At 35.5% G+C, this 21591-nt stretch carries 25 protein-coding genes; 19 read left to right on the top strand and 6 right to left on the bottom strand.

Features of this window, described 5'->3' with window-relative positions; genetic code table 11:
• The first annotated feature begins 57 nt into the window (after positions 1-57).
• The 9 genes from H131_RS20695 to H131_RS20740 all read left to right on the top strand — a co-directional run bounded on the left by H131_RS20695 (position 58) and on the right by H131_RS20740 (position 8817).
• Entirely contained in the window at positions 58-573 is a 516-nt protein-coding gene (locus tag H131_RS20695; protein ID WP_010861084.1) for a sigma-70 family RNA polymerase sigma factor, read from the top strand.
• Positions 560-1231, top strand: a complete 672-nt coding sequence (locus H131_RS20700; protein ID WP_010861085.1) for a TIGR04104 family putative zinc finger protein — start codon at positions 560-562, stop codon at positions 1229-1231. Before H131_RS20695 ends, H131_RS20700 begins: the two co-directional genes overlap by 14 nt.
• Positions 1232-1388: 157 nt before the next feature.
• Positions 1389-1940, top strand: a complete 552-nt coding sequence (locus H131_RS20705) for a biotin transporter BioY (RefSeq protein WP_010861086.1) — start codon at positions 1389-1391, stop codon at positions 1938-1940.
• Between the two features lie 13 nt (positions 1941-1953).
• Positions 1954-3537 (top strand): amidohydrolase, encoded by a 1584-nt coding sequence (locus H131_RS20710; RefSeq protein WP_010861087.1) that lies wholly within the window; start codon positions 1954-1956, stop codon positions 3535-3537.
• Positions 3538-4101: 564 nt separating this feature from the next.
• Positions 4102-5877, top strand: a complete 1776-nt coding sequence (locus H131_RS20720; RefSeq protein ID WP_010861089.1) for a glycerophosphodiester phosphodiesterase — start codon at positions 4102-4104, stop codon at positions 5875-5877.
• 237 nt (positions 5878-6114) lie between these two features.
• Positions 6115-7062: a stalk domain-containing protein gene (locus tag H131_RS20725; RefSeq protein ID WP_010861090.1), complete on the top strand. Its 948-nt coding sequence runs from the start codon at positions 6115-6117 to the stop codon at positions 7060-7062.
• Between the two features lie 235 nt (positions 7063-7297).
• Positions 7298-7675 (top strand): hypothetical protein, encoded by a 378-nt coding sequence (locus H131_RS20730; RefSeq protein WP_010861091.1) that lies wholly within the window; start codon positions 7298-7300, stop codon positions 7673-7675.
• Between the two features lie 30 nt (positions 7676-7705).
• The gene (locus H131_RS20735; protein WP_010861092.1) at positions 7706-8245 is read left to right on the top strand and encodes a cysteine hydrolase family protein; all 540 of its coding nucleotides are present in this window, start codon (positions 7706-7708) and stop codon (positions 8243-8245) included.
• 17 nt (positions 8246-8262) lie between these two features.
• Positions 8263-8817, top strand: coding sequence for a GNAT family N-acetyltransferase (locus tag H131_RS20740; RefSeq protein ID WP_010861093.1), 555 nt, complete (start codon positions 8263-8265; stop codon positions 8815-8817).
• 130 nt (positions 8818-8947) lie between these two features.
• On the opposite strand, the gene H131_RS25615 is transcribed toward H131_RS20740, so the two are convergent.
• Genes H131_RS25615 through H131_RS20750 form a run of 3 tightly spaced genes read right to left on the bottom strand, consistent with a single transcriptional unit; the run spans position 8948 to position 10608 of the window.
• Positions 8948-9712: a site-specific integrase gene (locus tag H131_RS25615; protein WP_230491918.1), complete on the bottom strand. Its 765-nt coding sequence runs from the start codon at positions 9710-9712 to the stop codon at positions 8948-8950.
• 33 nt (positions 9713-9745) lie between these two features.
• Positions 9746-10144 carry a tyrosine-type recombinase/integrase gene (locus H131_RS25620; RefSeq protein WP_230491919.1) on the bottom strand — a complete coding sequence of 133 codons (399 nt, stop codon included), beginning with the start codon at positions 10142-10144 and terminating at the stop codon, positions 9746-9748.
• A gap of 59 nt (positions 10145-10203) precedes the next feature.
• Complete coding sequence (locus H131_RS20750) at positions 10204-10608, bottom strand: hypothetical protein (protein ID WP_010861094.1); 405 nt, start codon at positions 10606-10608, stop codon at positions 10204-10206.
• Between the two features lie 256 nt (positions 10609-10864).
• Between H131_RS20750 and H131_RS20755 the strand changes: the two genes are divergently transcribed.
• From H131_RS20755 to H131_RS20780, 6 genes are all read left to right on the top strand, one after another.
• Entirely contained in the window at positions 10865-11359 is a 495-nt protein-coding gene (locus H131_RS20755; RefSeq protein WP_010861095.1) for a hypothetical protein, read from the top strand.
• A 448-nt stretch (positions 11360-11807) separates the two neighbouring features.
• Positions 11808-12443 (top strand): hypothetical protein, encoded by a 636-nt coding sequence (locus H131_RS20760; RefSeq protein WP_010861096.1) that lies wholly within the window; start codon positions 11808-11810, stop codon positions 12441-12443.
• A 240-nt stretch (positions 12444-12683) separates the two neighbouring features.
• Positions 12684-12950 (top strand): hypothetical protein, encoded by a 267-nt coding sequence (locus H131_RS20765; RefSeq protein ID WP_010861097.1) that lies wholly within the window; start codon positions 12684-12686, stop codon positions 12948-12950.
• Between the two features lie 113 nt (positions 12951-13063).
• Positions 13064-13276, top strand: a complete 213-nt coding sequence (locus H131_RS20770) for a hypothetical protein (RefSeq protein WP_010861098.1) — start codon at positions 13064-13066, stop codon at positions 13274-13276.
• A 257-nt stretch (positions 13277-13533) separates the two neighbouring features.
• Positions 13534-13851: a hypothetical protein gene (locus tag H131_RS20775; protein WP_010861099.1), complete on the top strand. Its 318-nt coding sequence runs from the start codon at positions 13534-13536 to the stop codon at positions 13849-13851.
• Positions 13841-14212, top strand: coding sequence for an HNH endonuclease (locus H131_RS20780; protein WP_010861100.1), 372 nt, complete (start codon positions 13841-13843; stop codon positions 14210-14212). The genes H131_RS20775 and H131_RS20780 overlap by 11 nt, the downstream gene beginning before the upstream one ends.
• A 418-nt stretch (positions 14213-14630) precedes the next feature.
• Here the strand turns inward: H131_RS20780 and H131_RS20790 are convergent, their stop codons facing one another.
• Positions 14631-15182: a hypothetical protein gene (locus tag H131_RS20790; protein WP_010861102.1), complete on the bottom strand. Its 552-nt coding sequence runs from the start codon at positions 15180-15182 to the stop codon at positions 14631-14633.
• Between the two features lie 523 nt (positions 15183-15705).
• The gene (locus tag H131_RS23245) at positions 15706-16593 is read right to left on the bottom strand and encodes a 3'-5' exonuclease (protein ID WP_010861104.1); all 888 of its coding nucleotides are present in this window, start codon (positions 16591-16593) and stop codon (positions 15706-15708) included.
• A 244-nt stretch (positions 16594-16837) separates the two neighbouring features.
• On the opposite strand from H131_RS23245, the gene H131_RS25630 reads away from it, so the two are divergent.
• The 4 genes from H131_RS25630 (at position 16838) to H131_RS24020 (ending at position 19812) form a co-directional block, all read left to right on the top strand.
• The gene (locus H131_RS25630; protein ID WP_010861105.1) at positions 16838-18052 is read left to right on the top strand and encodes a hypothetical protein; all 1215 of its coding nucleotides are present in this window, start codon (positions 16838-16840) and stop codon (positions 18050-18052) included.
• Positions 18053-18460: 408 nt separating this feature from the next.
• On the top strand, positions 18461-18709 hold the full coding sequence (locus H131_RS20815) for a DUF3953 domain-containing protein (RefSeq protein WP_010861106.1): 249 nt from the start codon (positions 18461-18463) through the stop codon (positions 18707-18709).
• Positions 18710-18904: 195 nt separating this feature from the next.
• The gene (locus H131_RS20820) at positions 18905-19633 is read left to right on the top strand and encodes an SH3 domain-containing protein (protein ID WP_010861107.1); all 729 of its coding nucleotides are present in this window, start codon (positions 18905-18907) and stop codon (positions 19631-19633) included.
• Between the two features lie 53 nt (positions 19634-19686).
• The gene (locus H131_RS24020; RefSeq protein WP_080647761.1) at positions 19687-19812 is read left to right on the top strand and encodes an excalibur calcium-binding domain-containing protein; all 126 of its coding nucleotides are present in this window, start codon (positions 19687-19689) and stop codon (positions 19810-19812) included.
• 272 nt (positions 19813-20084) lie between these two features.
• On the opposite strand, the gene fumC is transcribed toward H131_RS24020, so the two are convergent.
• Positions 20085-21476: a class II fumarate hydratase gene (gene fumC / locus H131_RS20825; RefSeq protein WP_010861108.1), complete on the bottom strand. Its 1392-nt coding sequence runs from the start codon at positions 21474-21476 to the stop codon at positions 20085-20087.
• Positions 21477-21591: the final 115 nt, after the last annotated feature.

Raw genomic sequence — 21591 nt, forward strand, 5'->3', positions numbered from 1 at the left:
ATGAATCGGAAATGGATTGGCATCCGTCAGTAGTATAGAAAGAAGGTGAGGACAGCGATGGAAATAGAACAAATTATGGCAGAGCACGGTGATTATTTACTAAAGGTTGCTTATTTATATGTGAAAAATGAAGCGACCGCTGAGGACATTGTGCAGGATGTGTTTATCGCCTTTTATCAAAAACAACAGCAGTTTAGGCAAGAATCATCATACCGTACATATTTGGTGAAAATGACAGTTAACAGAAGCCATGATTATTTGCGCAGCTGGAAAAGTAAACGGCTGTCACTATTCGAAAAAATAACGGGGCGCACTACAACTGTCACACCAGAAAAAGAGTTACTTGCAAAGTCGACAAAGCGAGAGTTAGTGGATGCGTTGTTTACATTATCTGTGCAATATAGAGAAGTACTCATTCTATATTATTTCGAGGATATGAACACAGTAGAAATTGCACAGCTTGTTCGTTGTCCAGAAGCAACGGTAAGAACGAGATTACAGCGTGCTAGAAAACAGTTAGCAACAGCAATCGGTGACTATGACTGGGAGGTGTTACGCCATGAATCAATTTAAAGAAGAAGTATTAACGGAGCTACAGGAAATTAAGCTTTCAGCTGAAAAAAAGCAAGCAATCGTTCAAAAAATGCGTGGGAAAAGCAAGCCGAGAAGTAGTAGTCAGTGGCAGTATCGAATCGTACTTGCAACTTTCACTGTGTTTGTCCTTACTTTTACATACATCTTATCACTGAGTAAAGATGATCGTACGGCTGGTAGTCAACAGGCGGCAACTTTACAGCAAGAATCGGATACGTGGAGTTTTTGGACATTTTTTGACTATGATGTAGTGCGAGGAATACTACTCTTTATTCTGTTCATAGGTGTCACATTTCTGGTAAAACGCTTGTTGCTAAAAAAGGGCTATGGTTTACCGGTGTGTATCGAGTGTGCAGAAACGTGGACACACAAACAAGCGCGAAAATTTTATCGTAAAAATGGGCAAATAGAGTGTCCGTACTGCGGGAAAAAGCAATATCGGACGAAAAAATCTGTCCAATTAGCCGGAATACTCAATATTCCGATTCCTATGATGGTGTTCATGAATCATTTTTTTGATAACTTTTTTCTTGGAATTGGCTTTTTTTTCGCAGGTGTCTTTATTTATTATTATCAATTAGCACCTTATATCTTTGATCTACAAGAAGATGATCCTATGAATGAGCCTCTTTGGTAAGAAAGTTTGATGAAGGGAATGAAATTGCTAGTTCACTATAGCAATTTCTTTTTTTATGGCAATTTTTCAAAATTGATTGACATCAGTTTTCATTTGCTATATCTTTGTGTTAACTTATTTTGTTATTTAGTTAACGCACAAAGGGAGGCAATTTAGTTTGAAGAAGAGTCATACATATAATTATGTGTTAGCGGCATTTGGTGCAGCGATTATAGCAGTACTGGCGCAAGTTACGATTCCGCTACCACTTATTCCAATTACAGGGCAAACATTAGCAGTCGGTTTAATCGTCACAATTTTGGGCACGAAGCTTGGTACAATATCGGTATTGTTATATATCTTACTAGGAGCTGCCGGTATGCCAGTCTTTAGTGGCATGTCAGGAGGTTTTGCTATTTTAGTAGGACCAACAGGTGGATATATAGTAGGCTTCCTCGTAACAGCAATTATCATGGGGTTATACTTAGATAAATTCGGCATTACGATGGTACATGCCATCATTGCTAATATTATTGGGATGGCTGTGACATTAACATTCGGTACAGTTTGGTTAAAAATTTTAGCGGATTTATCATGGACAGCAGCATTTATGGGCGGTGTCGCACCGTTTATCGTTGTAGGTGTTTTGAAAGCGGTAATAGCTGCATGGCTTGGTGTCGTTGTACGTAAACGCTTAGAAAGAGCGCATTTAATCGAAGCAATAGCATAGGAGGAGAATGGTTTTGGCAACGTTATGGACAGGTGGCGCGATTTACACGATGGCAAAGGTTGGCGAAACGGTTGAAGCTGTGCTTGAACAAGATGGAAAAATAGTGGCAACAGGCTCAGTAGACAGCTTGTTGCCACAAGCTGCTTCTATCCAACAATTACATGGCTGCGTGATGTACCCAGGATTTGTCGATAGTCATTTACATATCATTGGCTATGGTGAAAAATTGAAGCATATTGATGTATCCAAGGTGAAAAGTAAGGACGAGCTACTTGCCATACTTCGTGAACAGATGGAGAAGGCGACGCCAGAACAATGGGTTATTGCTATTGGGCTCAATGAAACACAATTTATCGTACCAGTTTTTCCAACATTAGCGGAACTTGATGCACTGGGTGAGGCCCATTTGATTATAAAACGTAGCTGTCATCATTTGATAGTAGTTAATTCCAAGGCACTTGCTTTTGCCGGGATTACCAACGATACACCATCACCTGAGGGCGGCATTATTGACAAAGAGAATGGACAAGTGACAGGTGTCTTAAAGGATGCTGCACTATATATGATTGTCAATCATATGCCACATATTACGCCTGCATATATTGAGGATGCGCTTGAAAAAGCCGTGAACTCCCTACAATCATATGGTCTTGTTGGGGGGCATTCCGAAGATTTAAGTTACTACGGTTCCCCAAGTCAGCCAATAGCTGCTTTTCGAAAAATCGTGGAGGCGCGACAATCATTTAAAGTGCACTTACTGCAACACCACACTGTTTTTGAGGAAGTTGTTCAACTGCATGAAGCATCAACAGTATTTGTCGAGTTTGGTGCCATGAAAATCTTCATCGATGGCGCATTTGGTGGACGAACGGCGGCTCTGCGTAAACCATATAGTGATGAGCCTAACAATAGAGGGATGCTGGTGCATACAACAGAGCAGTTAGAGGCGTATGTGCAACTCGCTAGAAGATATGGGCAAACGGTCGCTGTGCACGCGATTGGTGATTTAGCGATTATAACAATTTTAGAGGTGTTTGCGAAATATCCACCTCGAGAAGGACAATTAGACCGCGTCATTCATTGTAGCTTGGTTGATAAGGACATCTTGGAAAAGCTTGCGGCGTTACCTGTAGCAGTCGATATGCAACCACAATTTGTTCAAGGTGAATATGAAGCGGAGCTCGTAAGGTTAGGGAAGCAGCGGACAGAAGGCTTACATCCATTGAAATCGCTCCTGGATCAAGGGCTTATTGTAGCAGGAGGTAGTGATGCACCGATTGAAGAGCCCAACCCATTACACGGAATTTACGCAGCTGTGACAAGACGGAATTTTGGCGAATTGCATGATGGTTATGGTTCGAAGGAAAAAATTTCACGCTTTGAAGCTGTACGTTTGTATACAGTAGGGGCCGCAGAAATTATCGGACAGCACCATGTTCGAGGGAAGATAGAAGCGGGCTATGCTGCGGATTTCACTGTATTTGAACAAGATATTTTTACGGTAGACATCGAAAACATGCCACATATAGACGTCGCTTATACGGTTATTAATGGACAAATAGTTTATGCAAAAACAAAAAAACGCTGTGAAGAGTAATCTTCACGGCGATTTTTTTGTCTTAACGAGACCAGTACTATAACAATAGTCAGCTGGCTAGCTATTTTGATTTGCATGATGATTTTCGGACAACTCTTTTACTTGTAGTTCCAAGCTATTAACACGCGAAGTGAGAGCATCAACTTGTCGGAGAAGTGTGTCTTCAGGTGGCGAGGAAGCCACTGAAGACAAAGGCTTTAATTTTTTTATCATTTTGATCATAACGTAAAAAATGACTACGAAAACAAGTAGTATCATGATTGTACTTATAATGTCGCCAATGTAAAAGTTTTTCATATGTATACCTCCATTTATAAGTTTCCATAACTATTTACCGAATCAGTTGGTAAAAAGTTTCAAAAAATTTAGCTGGCAGTGTTAAATACATAAATCTAAAGATGTATAAGGACATACTATAATGGACAAAATCTTTTTCGGATATGGATTTTTACCTTGGAAGTAATTGAACGTATATTTCAATTCATACCTTATAGAAAAGTAATAAAAAAGTGTAGTAAATGATTTATTGGGGAAATAAGTTCGTATGCCACTGGGGGTGAGTGAATGCACAAAGCAGGTCAAATTATGCGACTAGCCATGTACAATATTTATACGTACCGCGTTCATTATATACAGGTTTTTGCACTGATTCGGTTATTTCAGTTTTTAATGGTTGTACCCATCACAACGGTTGGTTTTAAGCTGATGTTGCGCGTAACTGGCTACACCCATATTACCGAGGAAAATATCCACAGCTTTCTAGCGCATCCCTTCGTCATTGGTATGCTCCTTATTTGGGTAATGATTGTATTACTATTTATTTATTATGAGATGGGTTTTTTATTTTTAATGGCTTTTTATCAACAGCGTGGTATTCGTTATCGATTTCTAGCAATTTGGCAGCAGTTAAATCGTAAAGTCGTCTATTTTTATAGTATTCAGGTAATATATTTGGTTGTCTATATTGCCTTGTTATTACCTCTAGCTTCATTTATGCTACCTCTGACGTTAACCCAAGCCATTTCCATTCCGCATTTTATTACAGATGAATTAATGCTTAGTCGGTCAGGAAAGTTACTTTATGCTGCTGTAGCAAGTGTATTAGTCATTGTTGGCGTACGTAGCATCCTGACATTGCCGATTTTTACGATTCAACCAAGGATTTCAATTCGCCAATCGCTTGTACAAAGTTGGCGCTTTTCAAGAAGAGGTTTGTTTGAATTACTCGTATTATTGGCCATGATTTTAACAGGTCACTTGCTGATGTTATTAGGTATTACCGTGGTGAGCACAATACCATTATTTATCTTAGAACGTGTGATGCCGAGTGCAGCTCTTTTAACTGCTGGTATGACCCTTGCATTTTTGGAAATTGCCTTTGTGGTGTTGTTTAGTTTGTTACAGGCAATGTTTTCACAGGTAATGGTGGCAATTACCTACAATACGCTTCTCTTAACGAAATCAAAAATTTCACCGAAGTTTTTAAAAAAGCGTTACAAACGATTATCGATACTCGCTTGCACCGTATTTATCGTATTGAGCGTAATCAATGTAAATTCGTTGGAGAAAAGTGTTTATGCGCCTGATACGAAAATCATCGCACACCGAGGATACACGGCAGAGGCTGTGGAAAATACGATTGGTGGGCTTGTTAGTGCCGCCGCTGCAGGTGCTGACTTGGTAGAAATAGATATTCAGCAAACCGTAGACGGAGATTTTGTTGTGTATCATGACCGGACATTAAGGAGACTAGCTGGGAAAAATGGGGTAGTAACGAACATGACCCTAAGTGAATTAAAGACCATTACAGTCCACTCGAATGGTTATAGCGATAAAATATCATCACTAGATGATTTTATTGAGATGGCGAAAGCGCTTGATGTCGCATTACTCATTGAGTTAAAAGTGCAGGGGAACGAAAGAGAAGATTTATTGCCACGCTTACTAGAAAAATTAACAACACATCAGGTATTGGATACGTATTATGTCCAATCAGCGAATTCCCAATTGATGACACAGCTAAAGAAATTAGCGCCTAACTTACGTGTTGGTATTGTCTATGCGCTCACTGTTGGGTCCATGAGTGATACGACAGTAGATTTTATAGCATTAGAAGCATCTTGGGTTTCAGATAACTTAATTGCAGAATTACAGCAAGCGGATATGGATTTATTTGTTTGGACTTTAAACAAAGATCGCTCTCTACAAGAGTTTATTGGAAAAAATGTTGCGGGCGTTATTACGGATCATCCTGATATAGCTTTGGATATAAGGACGAAGCAAAGTGAACATCAGTACTTTTTACAACGCGTATTACATCGACTTCAATTTATTTTTTAGCGTCATTTTAGAGAGGGAGACAGGCACTAAGAGAACCAGTGAAGGGGGCTTATACGGATTCCCCTTCTTGAGTGGAATAGAAATCAAAGTATACCAGCTATCTAAAATGCCTTCTTATTATTTTTAGGAAAAAATAATAATTCCTGAAAACGGTCATAATATTACCAATATGTTGTAACCTTTTCCTCTTTACTACGACTACTCCTATGAATTCGTGAAATAAAGGAGATGTTTTTTATGAAAATGACAAAAGTCGTACCATTCGCAATGTCGGCATTATTAATCGGTGGAGCTGTAATAGCACCAACTGCATCAGCAAACGGAGGAGAGGCAGTTGTGACCAACGCACAAAATGACGAAGCACAAAATCCTCAAGTGCAGCCAATCTTTATTAAAGTAGCAGGCACAGTTGAGAATGTCGAAGTACGTGACAATGCTACATATTATACGGTTAAAGAAGGCGAAAACATTAATGTCTTTGTAATGAATGAGGACACACTTGTTTTCGATAATACAGGCAAAGAAGTGAAGCTTCAAAAGGGTGACAAAGTAACGGCTTACACGTATGCAAACAAACCGATGCTGATGATTTACCCGCCACAATATAATCCAGAAGTACTTATTGTGGAAACAGAGGAAATGGGCAGTGTAACAGTTGACTTTTTCAACAAAGATTTAGTGAACGCAGATAACACGCTAAAATTAAATGTCGGCAAAGAAACGGCCGTACAAAGTTTATCTGGCAAAGATGTGACAGTTGAAGATTTAGCAGAACAACATTTACTTGTGTTCTATACAATTACAACAATGAGTATTCCGGCACAAACGCCACCATCAAAAGTAATAGTATTAGACACTATCGTTGAAGAACCGGGAGAAGTGGACCCAGGAGAAGTAGATCCATCAGAAACGGCTGTAGATGAAATTATTAAAACGGATTTCTATGAAGTAGATGGTACGACAATGGTTCCTTTACGATTAATTGCTGAAGAACTTGGCTTTACAGTAGAATCAACAGGAAAAGGTGCAATCGTATCAAAAGGTGCATTATCTTATACGATAACACGCGGTCAAAAAGAATATGGCTACAATAAAGCACTTCGTCACTTCGAAGTGGCACCAGCTTTACTTGAACCAACAAAAACATATGTACCTGTAGAATTTGTTGAAGAATTAATGAAATAAATACCCAAATACCCGCCATGCATTGTGCAACGGCGGGTTATATTGACGACAAAAGGTATTCGGTATAATCACATTCCGAATACCTTTTGACATTTTTATCAGAGAAGCGGTTTATCAAACACTGGCATCTATCCACTCAACCGAACAGCAACTATTGCCATCTACTATCGGGCTTTCTACGATTTTAGATGGTTATGTACATGGGATTCCCGAACTGACGGATAGAACAACCAAAATGACGGATAGAACAACCAAAGTGACGGATAGAACGTTCGAACTGACGGAAAGACCCACCGAACTGACGGATAGAACGCTTGAACTGACGGAAAGAACCTCCGAACTGACGGAAAGAACCTCCGAACTGACGGAAAGAACGCTTGAACTGACGGAAAGCCCCTCCGAACTGACGGATAGAACGTTCGGACTGACGGATAGAACAACCAAAGTGACGGAAAGAACCTCCGAACTGACGGATAGAACCCCCGAACTGACGGATAGAACCCCCGAACTGACGGATAGAACAACCCAAGTGACGAATCTAAAGGTAGCGGTGTTTTTTATGAGGCCTGTCATTTACTTTTCAGGAAGATTGATTTCATATACAATAAAATGACACAAAGCCAAAATATTGAAGGAGGAATTTATGAAACAAGCATTAGTCATTGTAGATATGCAAGAAGTGTTCTTTATAAATAAGAAGTATCAATTATTTGAAGGTGACAAAGTTGTAGTAAATATTAATCACTTAATTAAATGGGCTAGAGCTAAAGAGATTCAGGTAATTTTTATACAGCATACAGATTTAGAACAGGATGATGAAATGGCATGTGGAAAACCTGGATGGGAACTACATCATGGCCTACATAAACAGCAGGAAGACAAAGTTATTGAAAAAACTACTTGGGATGCATTTTATGGAACGGAATTAGCACAATATTTACAGGATTCTAAGGTTGATCAGCTTATTTTTGTCGGTGCGCAAACGGAATTTTGTTTAGATACTACGATTCGAAGTGCGTATAGCCATGGATACCACCATAATATTTTAATAGAAGGTGCACATAGCACGATCAATAGTCACTTGTTGGATGCTGAACAAATTGTGGAGCATCATGAGTTAATATGGAATAATCGCTTTGTTACCATTCAGCCAAGTACAAATTATCAACTAGAAGAGGCATAGCAACGAAAGGAGCCGTCATGCGCATAAACAAGCAAGAATTTTATCAAAACGGACTGCATTATACAATCAGGTCTGCCATTGAAACAGATACGCGTGAGTTATCTGCATTAAGGTTACAAATTGATGGGGAGACAGAAAACCTTGACCGAGAAAAAGGGGAGGCCTTTATCGATCCACAAGGATTTCAACAGTTAATAAAAGCGGATACTGACAATCCTCGAAACTTATTTTTAGTGGCAGTCGCTCATCATCAAATTGTTGGCTTTTCAAGATGTGAAGGATTTGCGTTAAAACGATTTTCTCATAAAGTTGAATTTGGTGTAGGAGTTTTAAAGGAATTTTGGGGCTATGGCATAGGAAAGAACTTCTTACAACAATCCATTGCCTGGGCAGATGCCAATGATATTAAAAAAATGGCATTGCATGTTTTAGAAACGAATGACAAAGCGATTAGGCTCTATGAAAAGCTAGGCTTTGAAGTAGAAGGCCTATTGAAAAATGATAAAATACTATCTGACGGTAAATACTATAATACGGTTGTGATGGGCAGATGTCATGACTCATCTTTGTAGCACCACAAAGTCAAATTAAACCCAGCTATGCGAAGATGCTTAGCTGGGTTTGTTGCGAATTTATTTTGCGTTTGGATAAATATTTTAATTCCTAAAAACGTTGATATATATAGCGTTTGATGGGTTTTTGTTATAAACTAGCCCCACTTTTAGCCCCATTTTCTTTTAAACTTTGGCTAAATACAGAGATAGCATGTTCCTCCATTTCCTTAAGAACATGACCATACACTGTATGAATCATTTCAGGAGTGTTTCCTAATCGTTCAGCAATTGCTTTAACAGGGATACCGTTATTCATTAAAATTGTAGCATGTGTGTGCCGCAATCCGTGTATTGTAGTGGGGGGAAGACCAGCTGCTCTTACAGCACGATTAAATGTTGCGTTTAAACCTGTAGAAATGAAAGGTCCCCCAGTATAAGGGGATAGAAAAATAAACGAGTCATCTTTTGAAAGCTCTTCGTTCAACTTACGACCATAAGTCAGCAATAAGGCTTTGACAGCAGTTCGATAAATCTTTAACTGCTGAATCACAATGTAATCCACTTTTATGGTGCGCTCACTATTTCGTGTCTTTGTTGTTCCAACTCCGTTATTTCCTCTATGACGTTCAATAGTAATTGTATTATTGTCAAAGTCAATGTTACGCCATTGAAGCCCCAAAGCTTCTCCTTTACGCATACCAGTATAGGCAATCGTTAAAAATAAAGAATAGTACGCTATATTTTCGTTACGATTAATATAGTCAAGCAATAAATTTAGTTGCATTGGTGTTAGGTAATTTTTATCTGACTCCTCATTTCTCATAGAGGGCAGGGCAACACCATGTAATTTATTACGAATTATAATGTCTTCTGCTACAGCTGCATTAATTGCTGTTCTAAATGTTTTATGCAAGGATCGAATTGAATAAGGTTTTAATTTATTTTCTTAAGCATTTATAAAAGCCTTTTGATAAATAGTCTTATCTAATTTTTGTAGTTTATAGGAACCGAGATAGGGCTTTAAATATAGTTTTATAAAACCTTCTCGTTGAATAATTGTGGCAGGTTTCCATTTGCCTTTATTCAACTCAAACCACATGTCTAGCCATTGAGCAACAGTTAGGTTATCATTTTCTATATGTTTTGTTTCACCACGCAGCGTTGCAACCTTCACTTCCAGGAGGGCCTTCAATGCTGCTTTTTCTGTTGTAAAGCCACTTTTCTTCTTTTCTCTCCGTTTATTAGCAGCATCATAATACTTATGTCGATACATCCACAATTTTTCTTTATTCATATTGAAATAGTGATATATTTCAGGTTCTTTTGTTGATTTATATAACTTCACCTTTACCATCCCTTTCTAAGCTTTGGCGAGCGTGTGTACAGGAATGTATGATGTGAAAATTAATCTAAAATTGTTTTGATCATTAAACGTAGTTTTTCTTGTATTTCTTTTGAAATTTCAACACCTTCTTTAAAAAAATAAAAGTTTCCTTCATTATTTTCGTTTAGAAAAATCGGTGTTGGTACGTCGAAATTATATTTATCAATACTATCCTGTTCGTTAAACTGTGTTTTTGTATCTTTTTCAATGTTTATTAATCCATCATGTAAAATAGCGTTCGCTATTGCACCTGATTCAATTGCTTTTAATTTTGAAAATAGATCATAAAAAGCTTTTAACTCTTCTTCGTTTTTCTTGCTATCTTCCTCATTATCAGTTTCCCTTAATTTTAAATATTCTTTTTCAACGAACACTTTTTTAAATTCATCTAAATTATTCCAGCCAATGAAATCACCAGGCTTCATTACTTTTAAAACTTTTAGGACATTATCTGGAATATCTTTTTTTATTCCAATATCAACGCCCGAAATGTGAACTAAGTTTTTAGCTGTTATTGCTATCTTATATACATTTGACCAAAGTTCTACTACAGTAGCTTCAACTAAGAAGCTTGAAGAGTCTGCGAATAGGGTTGAAGAAGCTACAAAAGAATTAGAAAATAATGAAATTAGTACTGTTATAACAGAATTAGAAGAATGGCTTTATTCAATTCTTCAAGATATGCAAAAAGGTCTTCATGAAAATATTACTACTAATTTTGAGCCACTAAAAAGCTTTATGAATCTACAAAAGGAAAGTACTAATCAGGATAAAACATTACAGATTTTAACAGATGAAGAATGGCAGAGATACTTACATAATGTTATTGTTAAAGAACTAATAACCGAAGGTATAACATTAGTATACGCATGCTTCTTATATAAAAACGACTTGGAGTTTTCGCCAAACAAAACTAAAAATTGGTTCAAAACTGTCGTTAAAGAGGATACCGATGTTGAAATATTTATGAATGTTATTCACGCTCAAATAAGGCTGTTTGCATCGTTAAATGTTTTAACATTTGAAAACAATGAAGGAAATAATGGATCTAAATTTACATACATTAATCAGAAAGTGTTTAATGAAATTAAGATAATCTTAGAAGAACCAAAAGGAGATGTAAAAAATATGCTAACTAGTTTAAAAGAAGCTTTTAGGATTGAATATGACAATTAATAAATCTAAGAAGTCACATCTAACAAGGTGTGGCTTTTTATTTTAAATTTGTATGCAAAAATGAACGGAAATATTTGAGAAACTATTTGTCTACAAGAATGTGAAAATTTCTTTCAACTAAAGTGGAAGACTTTCGCATCAATTATAATAAGGATTACATTTATACCACATATTAGGTTATAATGAACTTTATGGTGAACTACTATTAAATTATTTTAATATTGAGGTGATTTTAGTTGAATAATATATTAAAGATAATAAAAAATAGGGTGTTTTTGGCATCTGTTTTTTTCTTTATAGCATTGTTCCTTATTATGAGTGTGCAAACTGATTTTAGTTTTTTTATGAAAATTATTGTCGCATTGTTTATATCTGGATTTTTCTTCCTAATTAACTATTCATTGAAAAATAAATAGGTTATGGTATCATATGTAATAGGAGGGATAATATGTTAAATAAAATCACTGGTAGTTTATTCAAAGTAAGTATGGTAGTAGCTATTGCAATGTTTTCTATCCTTGGTGTACTCACTGAAAACACTAATGCAAAGGAATATGGTGAAAATCCTGAAAATCCTGAAGAGCTTGCTTTAGTTGAAAAATCTTTAGAATTGATTTTTGAAAAAGGTGTGGTTACCAATGAAAGAGGCTATTTCTTAGGATATGACAGAGAAGTTTTTGAAAACGGATTAAAAGAATATGATAATTATGAAGAGTATATTCAACAAATTGAGGATGCGGATTTATTTGTTAATACAAATCAAGTAGATATTTCTGAAAATCCGAAAATTGGAACTAGAGCTGTTGCTTGTGGATGGCATTTAATGAGACCAACATACGAATTTACAGCTGCACAAAATGATTGTATTTTAAAAGGTATAAAATCTAATTACGGTCCTATTGCTATAGGTAGTACTATAGCAAATTTAATCGCGGACAAAGATTTTAAATTAGCTGCAGGACACATACTTAAACTAGGTTTTAATTCTAATATATGGGGAGTTATAACAACGCTAACAGTAGTTCAAGCTCAATGTGCAGAAGAAATGGATAAAAAATTCCCCGGAAAGAGTAATTGTGAGTAATTGGATGTAAGGAATTAGACTAAAGAGTCTGCACTCATTTGAGTGTAGGCTTTTTGTTATGCATTTAACTATGAATAAAAATTAAATTGTTAAATAGGTTAAACCACTTTATAATAGTGCTAATTAAATACGATTTATGAGATGGTTTCATGCCATATCCTAAGATGTTTATTAATATCTCGTGTGTCAAAGACCACACCGTAATGATGACTTTATAGAGAGAAAGGGAGAGTCAATCAAATGATTAAAAACACAAACAATCAGAGTGAGATATTGGATACCGAAAATGTTTTAGGAAAATATAAGGAGAATATAGAATTAATTCAACAGTCATTAAAACAACTTGAGCTGGTCACTACTAAATTGCAAAGTGAAGGATTGGTAGAAATAGAAAAGTTGGCTAATGAATTAAGTATGTTGCAGAAACTCTCAACAAGTATAGAGTTTAAAGCTAAGCTTTTTATTTGTAATAACGGTGAAACCATCGAGACATCAACGCCTGAATAAAATATAGAAATCTAGTCACATCCAAGCGGGTGTGGCTTTTAATTATGCATCAAAATCCTATTACACAGTAAATCCTTTCCAGTCTATGATTAGTGTAGAAGGTGGTGCTAAAGATGAGTGGCAATTTAGAACATATTACTATCAGTTTTTGTGAACAAAACGGAGATGTAATTATGACGTACGATATCAATGGTTCTCTATCAGCTTTGATTCCAAACGTTAGTGATGTAGTTAATATTGATGGTAACTATAGGGCTGTGAGCGAAAAGGCTTTTACTTACAGTTCAAAAAGCATTATAGTTACGATTTATTTAGAAGAATTATAATTATTTTCAAAGTCGCGGTCACTACGAGTTGCGGCTTTTTATTATGCCTTGAGGACTGTATCAAACAGCCATAAAACAATCGGAGGCTAGTTCAATGGGTTCTAAGTATCGTTAGATAGATTATGATACTGCGTGAAGCTTACAGGGATTAGTTATTAGTAGGGCGGAGTTTGATGCAGTCTTGAAGATATAAAGTCGAAAGCTAAACAGACTATAAAAGCTAATGAGCAATCACTATGAATTGTGGAGGGATAAGGATGGAACCAGTCTATGCGAAGTGTAACAAGTCATGTGGTCACAAGTTTTATGTCCAACACTTTAAGAAAGACAAACTTCATAACGCTATCGAGAAGACATACTTCAACTGTCCTAACTGTGGACGTGAGTATGTCTGTTTTTATACAGACGGATCAATACGTAAACTTCAAGCAAAGATGCGAGAGTTACACCGCAAGATGAAGTGGGTTGATGGTGATAAGCTAGTGCAATTAAAGCAAGATGAGTCCACGTTAAAGGCAGACATCAAGAGACGTATGGATACCATCAAGGAAGAGATAATAACACATGAACAGTAAACCTTTACGTCCATGTAATAAGCCTGGATGCGGACAGCTAACTCGTGAGGGGTATTGTGACCAACATAAAACAGCCAAAGTTGAAAACAATCGCTATTACGATAAGTATCATCGTAGTGATCGAAGCAAACAATTTTACCATTCAGCAGCATGGAAACGAGCACGGGATTTGATTCGCATTCGGGATAACGGATTATGTGTTGAATGTCTAAATGAAAAACGAATTACAGTTGGAACAATTGTGGACCACATCATACCGATTAAACAAAACTGGAATAAAAGGTTAGATGAAGACAACCTACAGCTACTTTGCCAGTCGTGCCACAACAAAAAGACAGGTACAGAGAGGAAAGATGGGTAGCCCCCCTCTATATTTTTCTGAAAAGACAATTAGCCCTACACCGGATGCCCGTTTTCTGTACACAAAAATCCCTAAATAAAATATTTTTCCGAAAGTGAGGTGATGGAAATGGCTAGACCGCGACAACCAATTGAATTGTTGGTTCTAAAAGGTAAAAAGAACTTAACTAAAACTGAAATAAAAGAGCGTCAAAAGCAGGAAAACGCCTTAATATTATATTGAGGTCTAAAATGATAAATTAACATGGCTTCAACTACATTAACTACTGTAGCATCAGTTATTTTTTCTCCCAATTTATCAGTAGTTTGCCAGTAAGAGTTCCCTAATAAAATGGAAGTCATTGAATCTGGGGTCATAACTGTATGCAACTTAGATTTTGTATGAAGCAAAAATATTACCAACTCTTTATCTCTGTACTTCATATTATAATCTCTATATATATTTTTAAGATCTTCTCGTGACTGTTTAATCTATCAAAGATATTTCTACCCCCACCAGTTTCAAGAGATTGCCCAATATACAAAATTTCGTACTCCTCACTTGTTTCCTCATTTTGATTCGATATATTTATTAGATCATAAATAGAGATCTTCTTTTTTTGACTTAAGTTCGAACTATTGAAGAAATCAACATGATTTTTCTTAATGAATTCGATCCCATAATTAGTAATCCCTATTTCAATTGTAGTCCCGTAATCGCTGATATTAATATCAATGGAATCTTCCGGGATATTGAAAGGCAGTAGTATAATATTCGATATTCTAAAACTTTGGTTTAACTCTAAGCACTTATAGTTGACAATTAATTGTTGATTGATACACTGCGCATCTAATATTTGATATTTTTTTGCTAACATAACCATATAAATATTTGAATTTCCATATTGTGAATGCTGTTCACGAACATCTTCCAAATGCATGTATGGAAATATAAACTGTTCATCGAAAAAAATCTCGAGTACTTTTTTCATAAAAAGTCCCTCCCTTTTTTGATATACTTTAAGCATAAAAAACCTGCTAAACTATTTTCATCGTACACTGAGATATTCCAGAGACCTCAGGTTTCCATACTATTTATTTTATATCCTCCAGAAAAAAACGATTTATATCTACTAATATTCTACAATATCTCCGTATATTTCATTGAACTTTCTCGAACATAAATAGTCTAAACTACTTTCGTTTTTCTTCTATTCTGAAGAATTACTATTAAGCCATATAAACAAATGACCAGGACTCACTTCAAAATGAGTGCCTGGTTTTGTTCTATATTCTTTTGTATTTGTTAGGATGGAATTGCCTATGTAACATTTTTGCGCCAATAAAAATACAAAACGTCCCTAAAACTTTTAAAAGTATATTTTTGATTAATAAAGAATCGTCAATTGTTATGACTATCAACATAGGCCCAACCATAATTAATATTAAACCTATTAACCCTTTTACAAGCCTCATATAAAACCTCCTAATTAAAAAGCCACTTATTTGAGTGACTTAATTTTTAACTAAGTTTTCTTCATAACAATATTTATACAATTCAGCAGTTACAAAGCAATCGTGTAGTGCATCGTGTGATTTTAAATGATTCAATTTTAAGAAGCTTTTTAATGTAGATAATTTATGATTTTTTGTAAAGTCAATATGTTTACGAGATAAAGCTAAAGTATCTATAGCTTTAAATTTACGGTATTCGATTTCCTCTTTGTACATTGCACTTAGTAAAAATTTCATGTCGAATGAGGCATTATGTGCAACGATGACATCATCTTTTAAAAACTCAAGTAATTTTGGTAGTATTTCTTTAATTGAAGGGGCATCTTTAACATCATCGTTACTTATACCATTTATTTCTGTTGCGTCATAAGGAATTCGTTTAGAAGGCTTCACAAAGGTAACAAATTTTTCTTTTTCCTCAAAGTTCTCATATCGCACGGCAGCAACTTGAATAATTTCGTCCGTATTATTAGATAGACCTGTTGTTTCAAAATCTAAAACTATAAAATTTGGCACAAGTTTTCTTATTCTAGAATAGACAAGTTTGCTATCAGGAACGATGTTTAAATCTCTAAAACTGGTAACTTTCTGTTGTTGTATAGTATTAGTTGAATTCGGCTTTCCTCTAACAATTTCAATTTTAGTATTGTTAATTATATTATCAGCTATTTTTCGCTTTTCTTCCTCGATAATTTTTGTTTTTATTTCTTCCTCTAACATATTAGGATTTTCATTTTGTAATTCAATAATACGTTTTTCTATTGGTGTCAATGTAGAAGGATTGTTCATTCTTAACTTAACTGTATAATCTTTTCTTTCCAGCTCTTGTTTTTCGATAGGAATATCAATTTTCTTCTTCTTAGAGAATAATTTTTTAAACCAATTCATTGTTTGCAACCTCCCTTTATATTTCCATTTTAGGGAAACAGGAGTTGGAAGTACATACAAAAAATCAACTCTATTTATAAATATTTGAAGGACAAATCGCATATAGAGTGTCCAGTGTGCCTTTTTACAATTGGTTGGAACAACCGAATATGAACTGCCTAAGAGGATATATTGTGCGGAGATAAAAGCATATTAACTATTTAATTGGAGAAAATATTCCTAAATAAAATTTTAGGAGGATGAAATGAATAAATATTTTCTTATATTATTGTTATTAGGATACGTACTAATTAATATATCCATTTCCGAAACAGTAGATGCAAAGTCAAGTGATTCCCCACAACCACTTGAAGAATTTCTCCCTGAAATAGGATATAAAACTGTAGAATCTGCATTAAAAGATTTTGAACAACATTTTAATAAAGAACTTAAGCTACCACTTAGAGTACCACCAATAAGTTTTACCCATCGTTTCGGAAGATTTAGTAATATAGATGGCGATATCAATGATGAATTTGAAGTGACGATGATAAGTGATCAATTCCCTCAAAATCATTTTAAAATTAATGTTCGACCAATTCAGCATAAAATTCCATTTGAAAAGTATATATCAAATGTATTTAAATTAAAAAATGGAAGTAATGCAGCATATATAAAAAATCCGAAATTTGGTTTTGATATGTTAGTCTTTGAAAGAGATAATTGGCAGTATGTGTTTAGTATTGATCAAGATGTTTCTGATAAGCCGAACACTCACTACTCATATACCTATAGTGATGAACGTTTTGAAAGACCGATTATGGATGCTTATAAAATTAGTATTCATCATAGCTATAGAGAAGAAGGTAAGGTTAAAAAAAAGCAATGGTCCATATGTACAATGGATTATTATGATTTGGCCGAGTCCTGGTATGGCGATTTTATCGTGACTAAAAATTTACAAAAAAAGCTTGTTGAAATGGGGATTGAAGAAAATACCCTTCATGAAATCATTAGTATCAAAATAGATTCATTAGTAGAACAAATAGAAGCAGAGTTCCAGCAGTCGGAAGAATACAAGGCTAAATTAAAATATGATGAAATCACGACTTTATATGCTACGCATAAAGAGCAACTTGAATCAGAGTACGGAGCCGATACATATAACTACTGCTATGATGTTTTTGGTGAGTTGCTCAATCCAAAATACTTAGAGAAACTAAAAGTGGATAAAAAAGCGCGAGATGAATATATAAATCAGAGTAAAGAAGAAAGTTATAAACGATTTGAAGAACAGTTTAATAATAACAGTGGGCATAGTTACTCAACTGTTTCAACTAGTAACTACAGCGAGGAAGAAAAGAAGTTGCTACATGAAATCTATAGAATGGCATCCAAGAAGTTTCATCCTGATGTGTCAGGTGATGATGGTAGCAGGATGAAAATTTTGACTAAGTTAAAGGAAGAATGGGGTTTGTGAAAAAGGGCATCCACAGTTATATATTGTGGGTGTGTCAAATTTGACACAGTGGATTGGACTTTGCAAGTAGCTCCGATTAACGGACCACGAAATTCAGGGGTGGTTAGAAAAAATACATCAGTATTACTCACTAACCCTAAATTTTCGAAGTCGCGCAAAACGTCAATTTGTCCTTTTGCTAAAATGAGGATTCCACAAATTTGGGGAAATGTTTTTGGTGGTTGAACTTTGAGCCACGAGATTTCATGGTCGGATTTTCGACAGTGAAAAGATGTGCCCAATTTTCGATCGATGTTTTATAAAGCACTTGCTCCGGCAGGTGTTTTTTATTGTGGATTGATTTCTTGTAGATGAAAGCTATTCGACTAATAGAACAGTTTAGTATAATAAAACAAAGGGGTGTGAATTTTGTTAAAAAAGTTATATTTTGTTTTTTCAGCATTATTTTTTACGGTAGCTATTTATGGAATTATAACAAGGAATTATGATTTTAATTTTTTAATGGTATTCTTTATGGGTTTAGCAATGCTAACATGGGGATTACATGAATTTAAACAGGGGAAAAAAGTTTCAGGTTGCATGTTTATAGTAGCCTTCTTATTATCATTGTTTGTTTCAATTCAGGATTTCTTTTATAGATATGTGTTTGAAATTTAAATTTCCAGGAGATTTGCAAGATGTGGCAAAAGGTGCCTTATTTTTATTGTAAAAAGGAGAATCAATCACCTTTTAAGAATAATTAATTTAGAGTGGTGAACAATGAAATATTGCATTTTTATAATCTGAATTAAAATTGATATGGAGAAAAATGGTTCATTATAGTAATATTTATTCAGAAAGGAGAGGTTAACTATGAAAAAAGTTAGTGTAATATCGGCAATTATATGTGTGCTTTTAAGTTCCTTTTTTTTGAATGAGGAGAAGGTATATGCTTTAAATCAAACTTTAGAAGATTTTGATGATGGTGGAATAAAATATACCGTGAAGATTTCAAAAAATGGAGCAATTGTTAAGGAATTGCCCTCCACAACATCAAAAACTATTGGGAATGTGAAAGGAGGGGAATTTGTTATTTCTGAACATATGGCAGAAGATGGTTGGATACCTATTTTATTCAATGGTCAATATGGCTTTATTGAAATAATTCAGATTGAATTTGACCCGCCTTCCACAATTAGTAAATCAAATTCTAAAAGCGGTGTAATAGTTAAAGAAAAACCAACAGAAGATAGTAATACAATAGGAACGCTTAGTTATGGAATAATAATGGAGAATTACGGGGTAATTGAGAACGGCTATTCGTATATCCAATATGGAAATATCATTGGATATGTTAAAACAGATTTTATTACTAATTCTAAGCCTGTAGTGAAATATATTAGCAGTTCAACAGAATATATAGACAAATACCTAATAGCAAGTAAAGTGTTTGGAAGCGCAGGATTAATTCAAAGTGGAACGAAGGTTCATGTATATGGATCGATTGCAGGCTGGTCTTATATTGAAGAATACCCTAAAAATGAAATAACTAGGGGAACATATGTTGAATCAAAGTATTTAGTAGATAAAATTAAGCATTAAATACCAATACACAGAATACAACCAAAACAACAACTAATAATTCTAAAAATAGTTTGTATAAAAATTGTACAGAATTAAAGAAAGACTTTCCTAACGGTGTGAATAAAGGTCATTGGGCATATGAGAGCAAACATGATCGTGATAGTGATGGTTGGGCTTGTGAGCCATCTTGGAAATAAGTAGAGCGGAAGGCTATCTCTTTTGAGGTAGTCTTCTTTTTGCATGCTTAAATCCAAATAAAAAAGATTGAAGCATATTAGCCCCAATCTTCCTTACTCACACATTCCTGTACACACGCTCGCCGTATTTTATTTGCCCCAATCTAGCCCCACTTAGCCCCAAAAACATGCCGTAAAATACATTAACATGCTCGGTTCAAAAGAGAGGCCATTATCTAAAACGTTGATATACCTATGTTAGGGCAGCTTCGTTTGTTTAATTTGCACTTAAATCATTTTGCGTTTGGATAAATCATCGTAGCTGGGTCAACATACTCATCGAATTGTTGTTCTGTAAGTAATCCTGTTGCAATGGCAGCTTCTTTTAATGTTGTGCCTTCGTTATGGGCTTTCTTCGCAATTTTAGCGGCATTTTCATAACCGATATATGGATTTAATGCGGTAACCAGCATTAATGAGTTTTGCAGGTTATAGTCAAGAACCTCTTTATTTGGCTCAATGCCAACTGCACAATTATCATTGAATGATTTCATTGTATCAGCGAGTAGGCGAGTGGATTGTAAGAAGTTATAAATAATGACTGGTTTAAAGACATTCAGCTCGAAGTTACCTTGTGAAGCGGCAAAGGCAATTGTTGCATCATTTCCAACAACTTGTGTTACGACCATTGTCATGGCTTCACTTTGTGTTGGATTCACTTTACCTGGCATGATGGATGAGCCGGGTTCATTTTCTGGAATTGTGATTTCACCGATACCAGAGCGAGGGCCACTTGCTAACCAGCGCACGTCATTGGCAATTTTCATTAAGTCTGCAGCAAGTGCTTTTAATGCGCCATGTGCCACTACAGCTTCATCATGACTTGTAAGTGCATGGAATTTGTTGGCTGCTGATGTGAAGCTTTTACCAGTTAACGCACTAATCTCAGCAGCTACACGGTCACCGAATTCAGGATGTGCATTAATGCCCGTACCGACTGCTGTTCCGCCGATAGCTAATTCTTTCATGTATTCAACATTGTGTTTAATCATGCGCTCAGATTTTTCAAGCATAGCAGACCATCCGCTAATTTCTTGACCTAATGTCAATGGCGTCGCATCTTGTAAATGTGTACGGCCAATTTTAATGATATCTTTAAAATTTGTCACCTTGTCGTCAAATGTCGCTTTCAGTAAACGAAGGCGGGGCAGTAAATAATCTTCTACTTTTAACACAGCGGCAATATGCAAAGCCGTTGGGAAAGTATCGTTTGAACTTTGTGACTTGTTGACATCATCGTTTGGATGAATGCGATCATCCTGACCAGCATCTTGTAAAATTTGGTTGGCACGATGCGCAATGACTTCGTTGACGTTCATATTCGTTTGTGTACCACTACCTGTTTGCCATACAACAAGTGGGAATTGGTCGTCCCATTGGCCGTTTAAAACTTCGTCAGCCGCTTGTACAATCGCGTTAGCCTTAATATCTGAAAGCTTGCCTAGCTTGTTATTGGCAATAGCTGCACTTTTCTTTAAAATAGCCATAGCTTGAACGAGTTCAAGCGGCATTTGTTCAGTGCCGATTTGGAAGTTCTCTTTACTACGTTGTGTTTGGGCACCCCAAATTTTGTCTGCAGGTACTTTAATTTCACCCATAGTGTCTTTTTCGATTCGATAATCCATGTAAAAACAGCTCCTTTGTTTATGTAAATTCTATAGCGCATATGTTTCGTTTTGCGAAGAAAACTAGAACATCAGCAAGCAAAATATAATTAAAAAAACGGATATTCTTAGTCTG

Origin of the sequence: Lysinibacillus sphaericus OT4b.31 (assembly GCF_000392615.1) — a bacterium.
In the GTDB taxonomy this organism is placed as follows: domain Bacteria; phylum Bacillota; class Bacilli; order Bacillales_A; family Planococcaceae; genus Lysinibacillus; species Lysinibacillus sphaericus_B.

Coding starts and splice junctions, on each gene's coding strand:
- H131_RS20820 (WP_010861107.1), top strand. CDS start 18,905: ATGAAAAAAGTTAGTGTAATATCGGCAATTATATGTGTGCTTTTAAGT.
- H131_RS20765 (WP_010861097.1), top strand. CDS start 12,684: ATGATTAAAAACACAAACAATCAGAGTGAGATATTGGATACCGAAAAT.
- H131_RS20725 (WP_010861090.1), top strand. CDS start 6,115: ATGAAAATGACAAAAGTCGTACCATTCGCAATGTCGGCATTATTAATC.
- H131_RS25630 (WP_010861105.1), top strand. CDS start 16,838: ATGAATAAATATTTTCTTATATTATTGTTATTAGGATACGTACTAATT.
- H131_RS20760 (WP_010861096.1), top strand. CDS start 11,808: ATGTTAAATAAAATCACTGGTAGTTTATTCAAAGTAAGTATGGTAGTA.
- H131_RS20780 (WP_010861100.1), top strand. CDS start 13,841: ATGAACAGTAAACCTTTACGTCCATGTAATAAGCCTGGATGCGGACAG.
- H131_RS20755 (WP_010861095.1), top strand. CDS start 10,865: ATGCAAAAAGGTCTTCATGAAAATATTACTACTAATTTTGAGCCACTA.
- H131_RS20750 (WP_010861094.1), bottom strand. CDS start 10,608: ATGAAGCCTGGTGATTTCATTGGCTGGAATAATTTAGATGAATTTAAA.
- H131_RS20695 (WP_010861084.1), top strand. CDS start 58: ATGGAAATAGAACAAATTATGGCAGAGCACGGTGATTATTTACTAAAG.
- H131_RS20720 (WP_010861089.1), top strand. CDS start 4,102: ATGCACAAAGCAGGTCAAATTATGCGACTAGCCATGTACAATATTTAT.
- H131_RS20770 (WP_010861098.1), top strand. CDS start 13,064: ATGAGTGGCAATTTAGAACATATTACTATCAGTTTTTGTGAACAAAAC.
- fumC (WP_010861108.1), bottom strand. CDS start 21,476: ATGGATTATCGAATCGAAAAAGACACTATGGGTGAAATTAAAGTACCT.
- H131_RS23245 (WP_010861104.1), bottom strand. CDS start 16,593: ATGAATTGGTTTAAAAAATTATTCTCTAAGAAGAAGAAAATTGATATT.
- H131_RS20740 (WP_010861093.1), top strand. CDS start 8,263: ATGCGCATAAACAAGCAAGAATTTTATCAAAACGGACTGCATTATACA.
- H131_RS20700 (WP_010861085.1), top strand. CDS start 560: ATGAATCAATTTAAAGAAGAAGTATTAACGGAGCTACAGGAAATTAAG.
- H131_RS20735 (WP_010861092.1), top strand. CDS start 7,706: ATGAAACAAGCATTAGTCATTGTAGATATGCAAGAAGTGTTCTTTATA.
- H131_RS20775 (WP_010861099.1), top strand. CDS start 13,534: ATGGAACCAGTCTATGCGAAGTGTAACAAGTCATGTGGTCACAAGTTT.
- H131_RS20790 (WP_010861102.1), bottom strand. CDS start 15,182: ATGAAAAAAGTACTCGAGATTTTTTTCGATGAACAGTTTATATTTCCA.
- H131_RS20730 (WP_010861091.1), top strand. CDS start 7,298: ATGACGGATAGAACAACCAAAGTGACGGATAGAACGTTCGAACTGACG.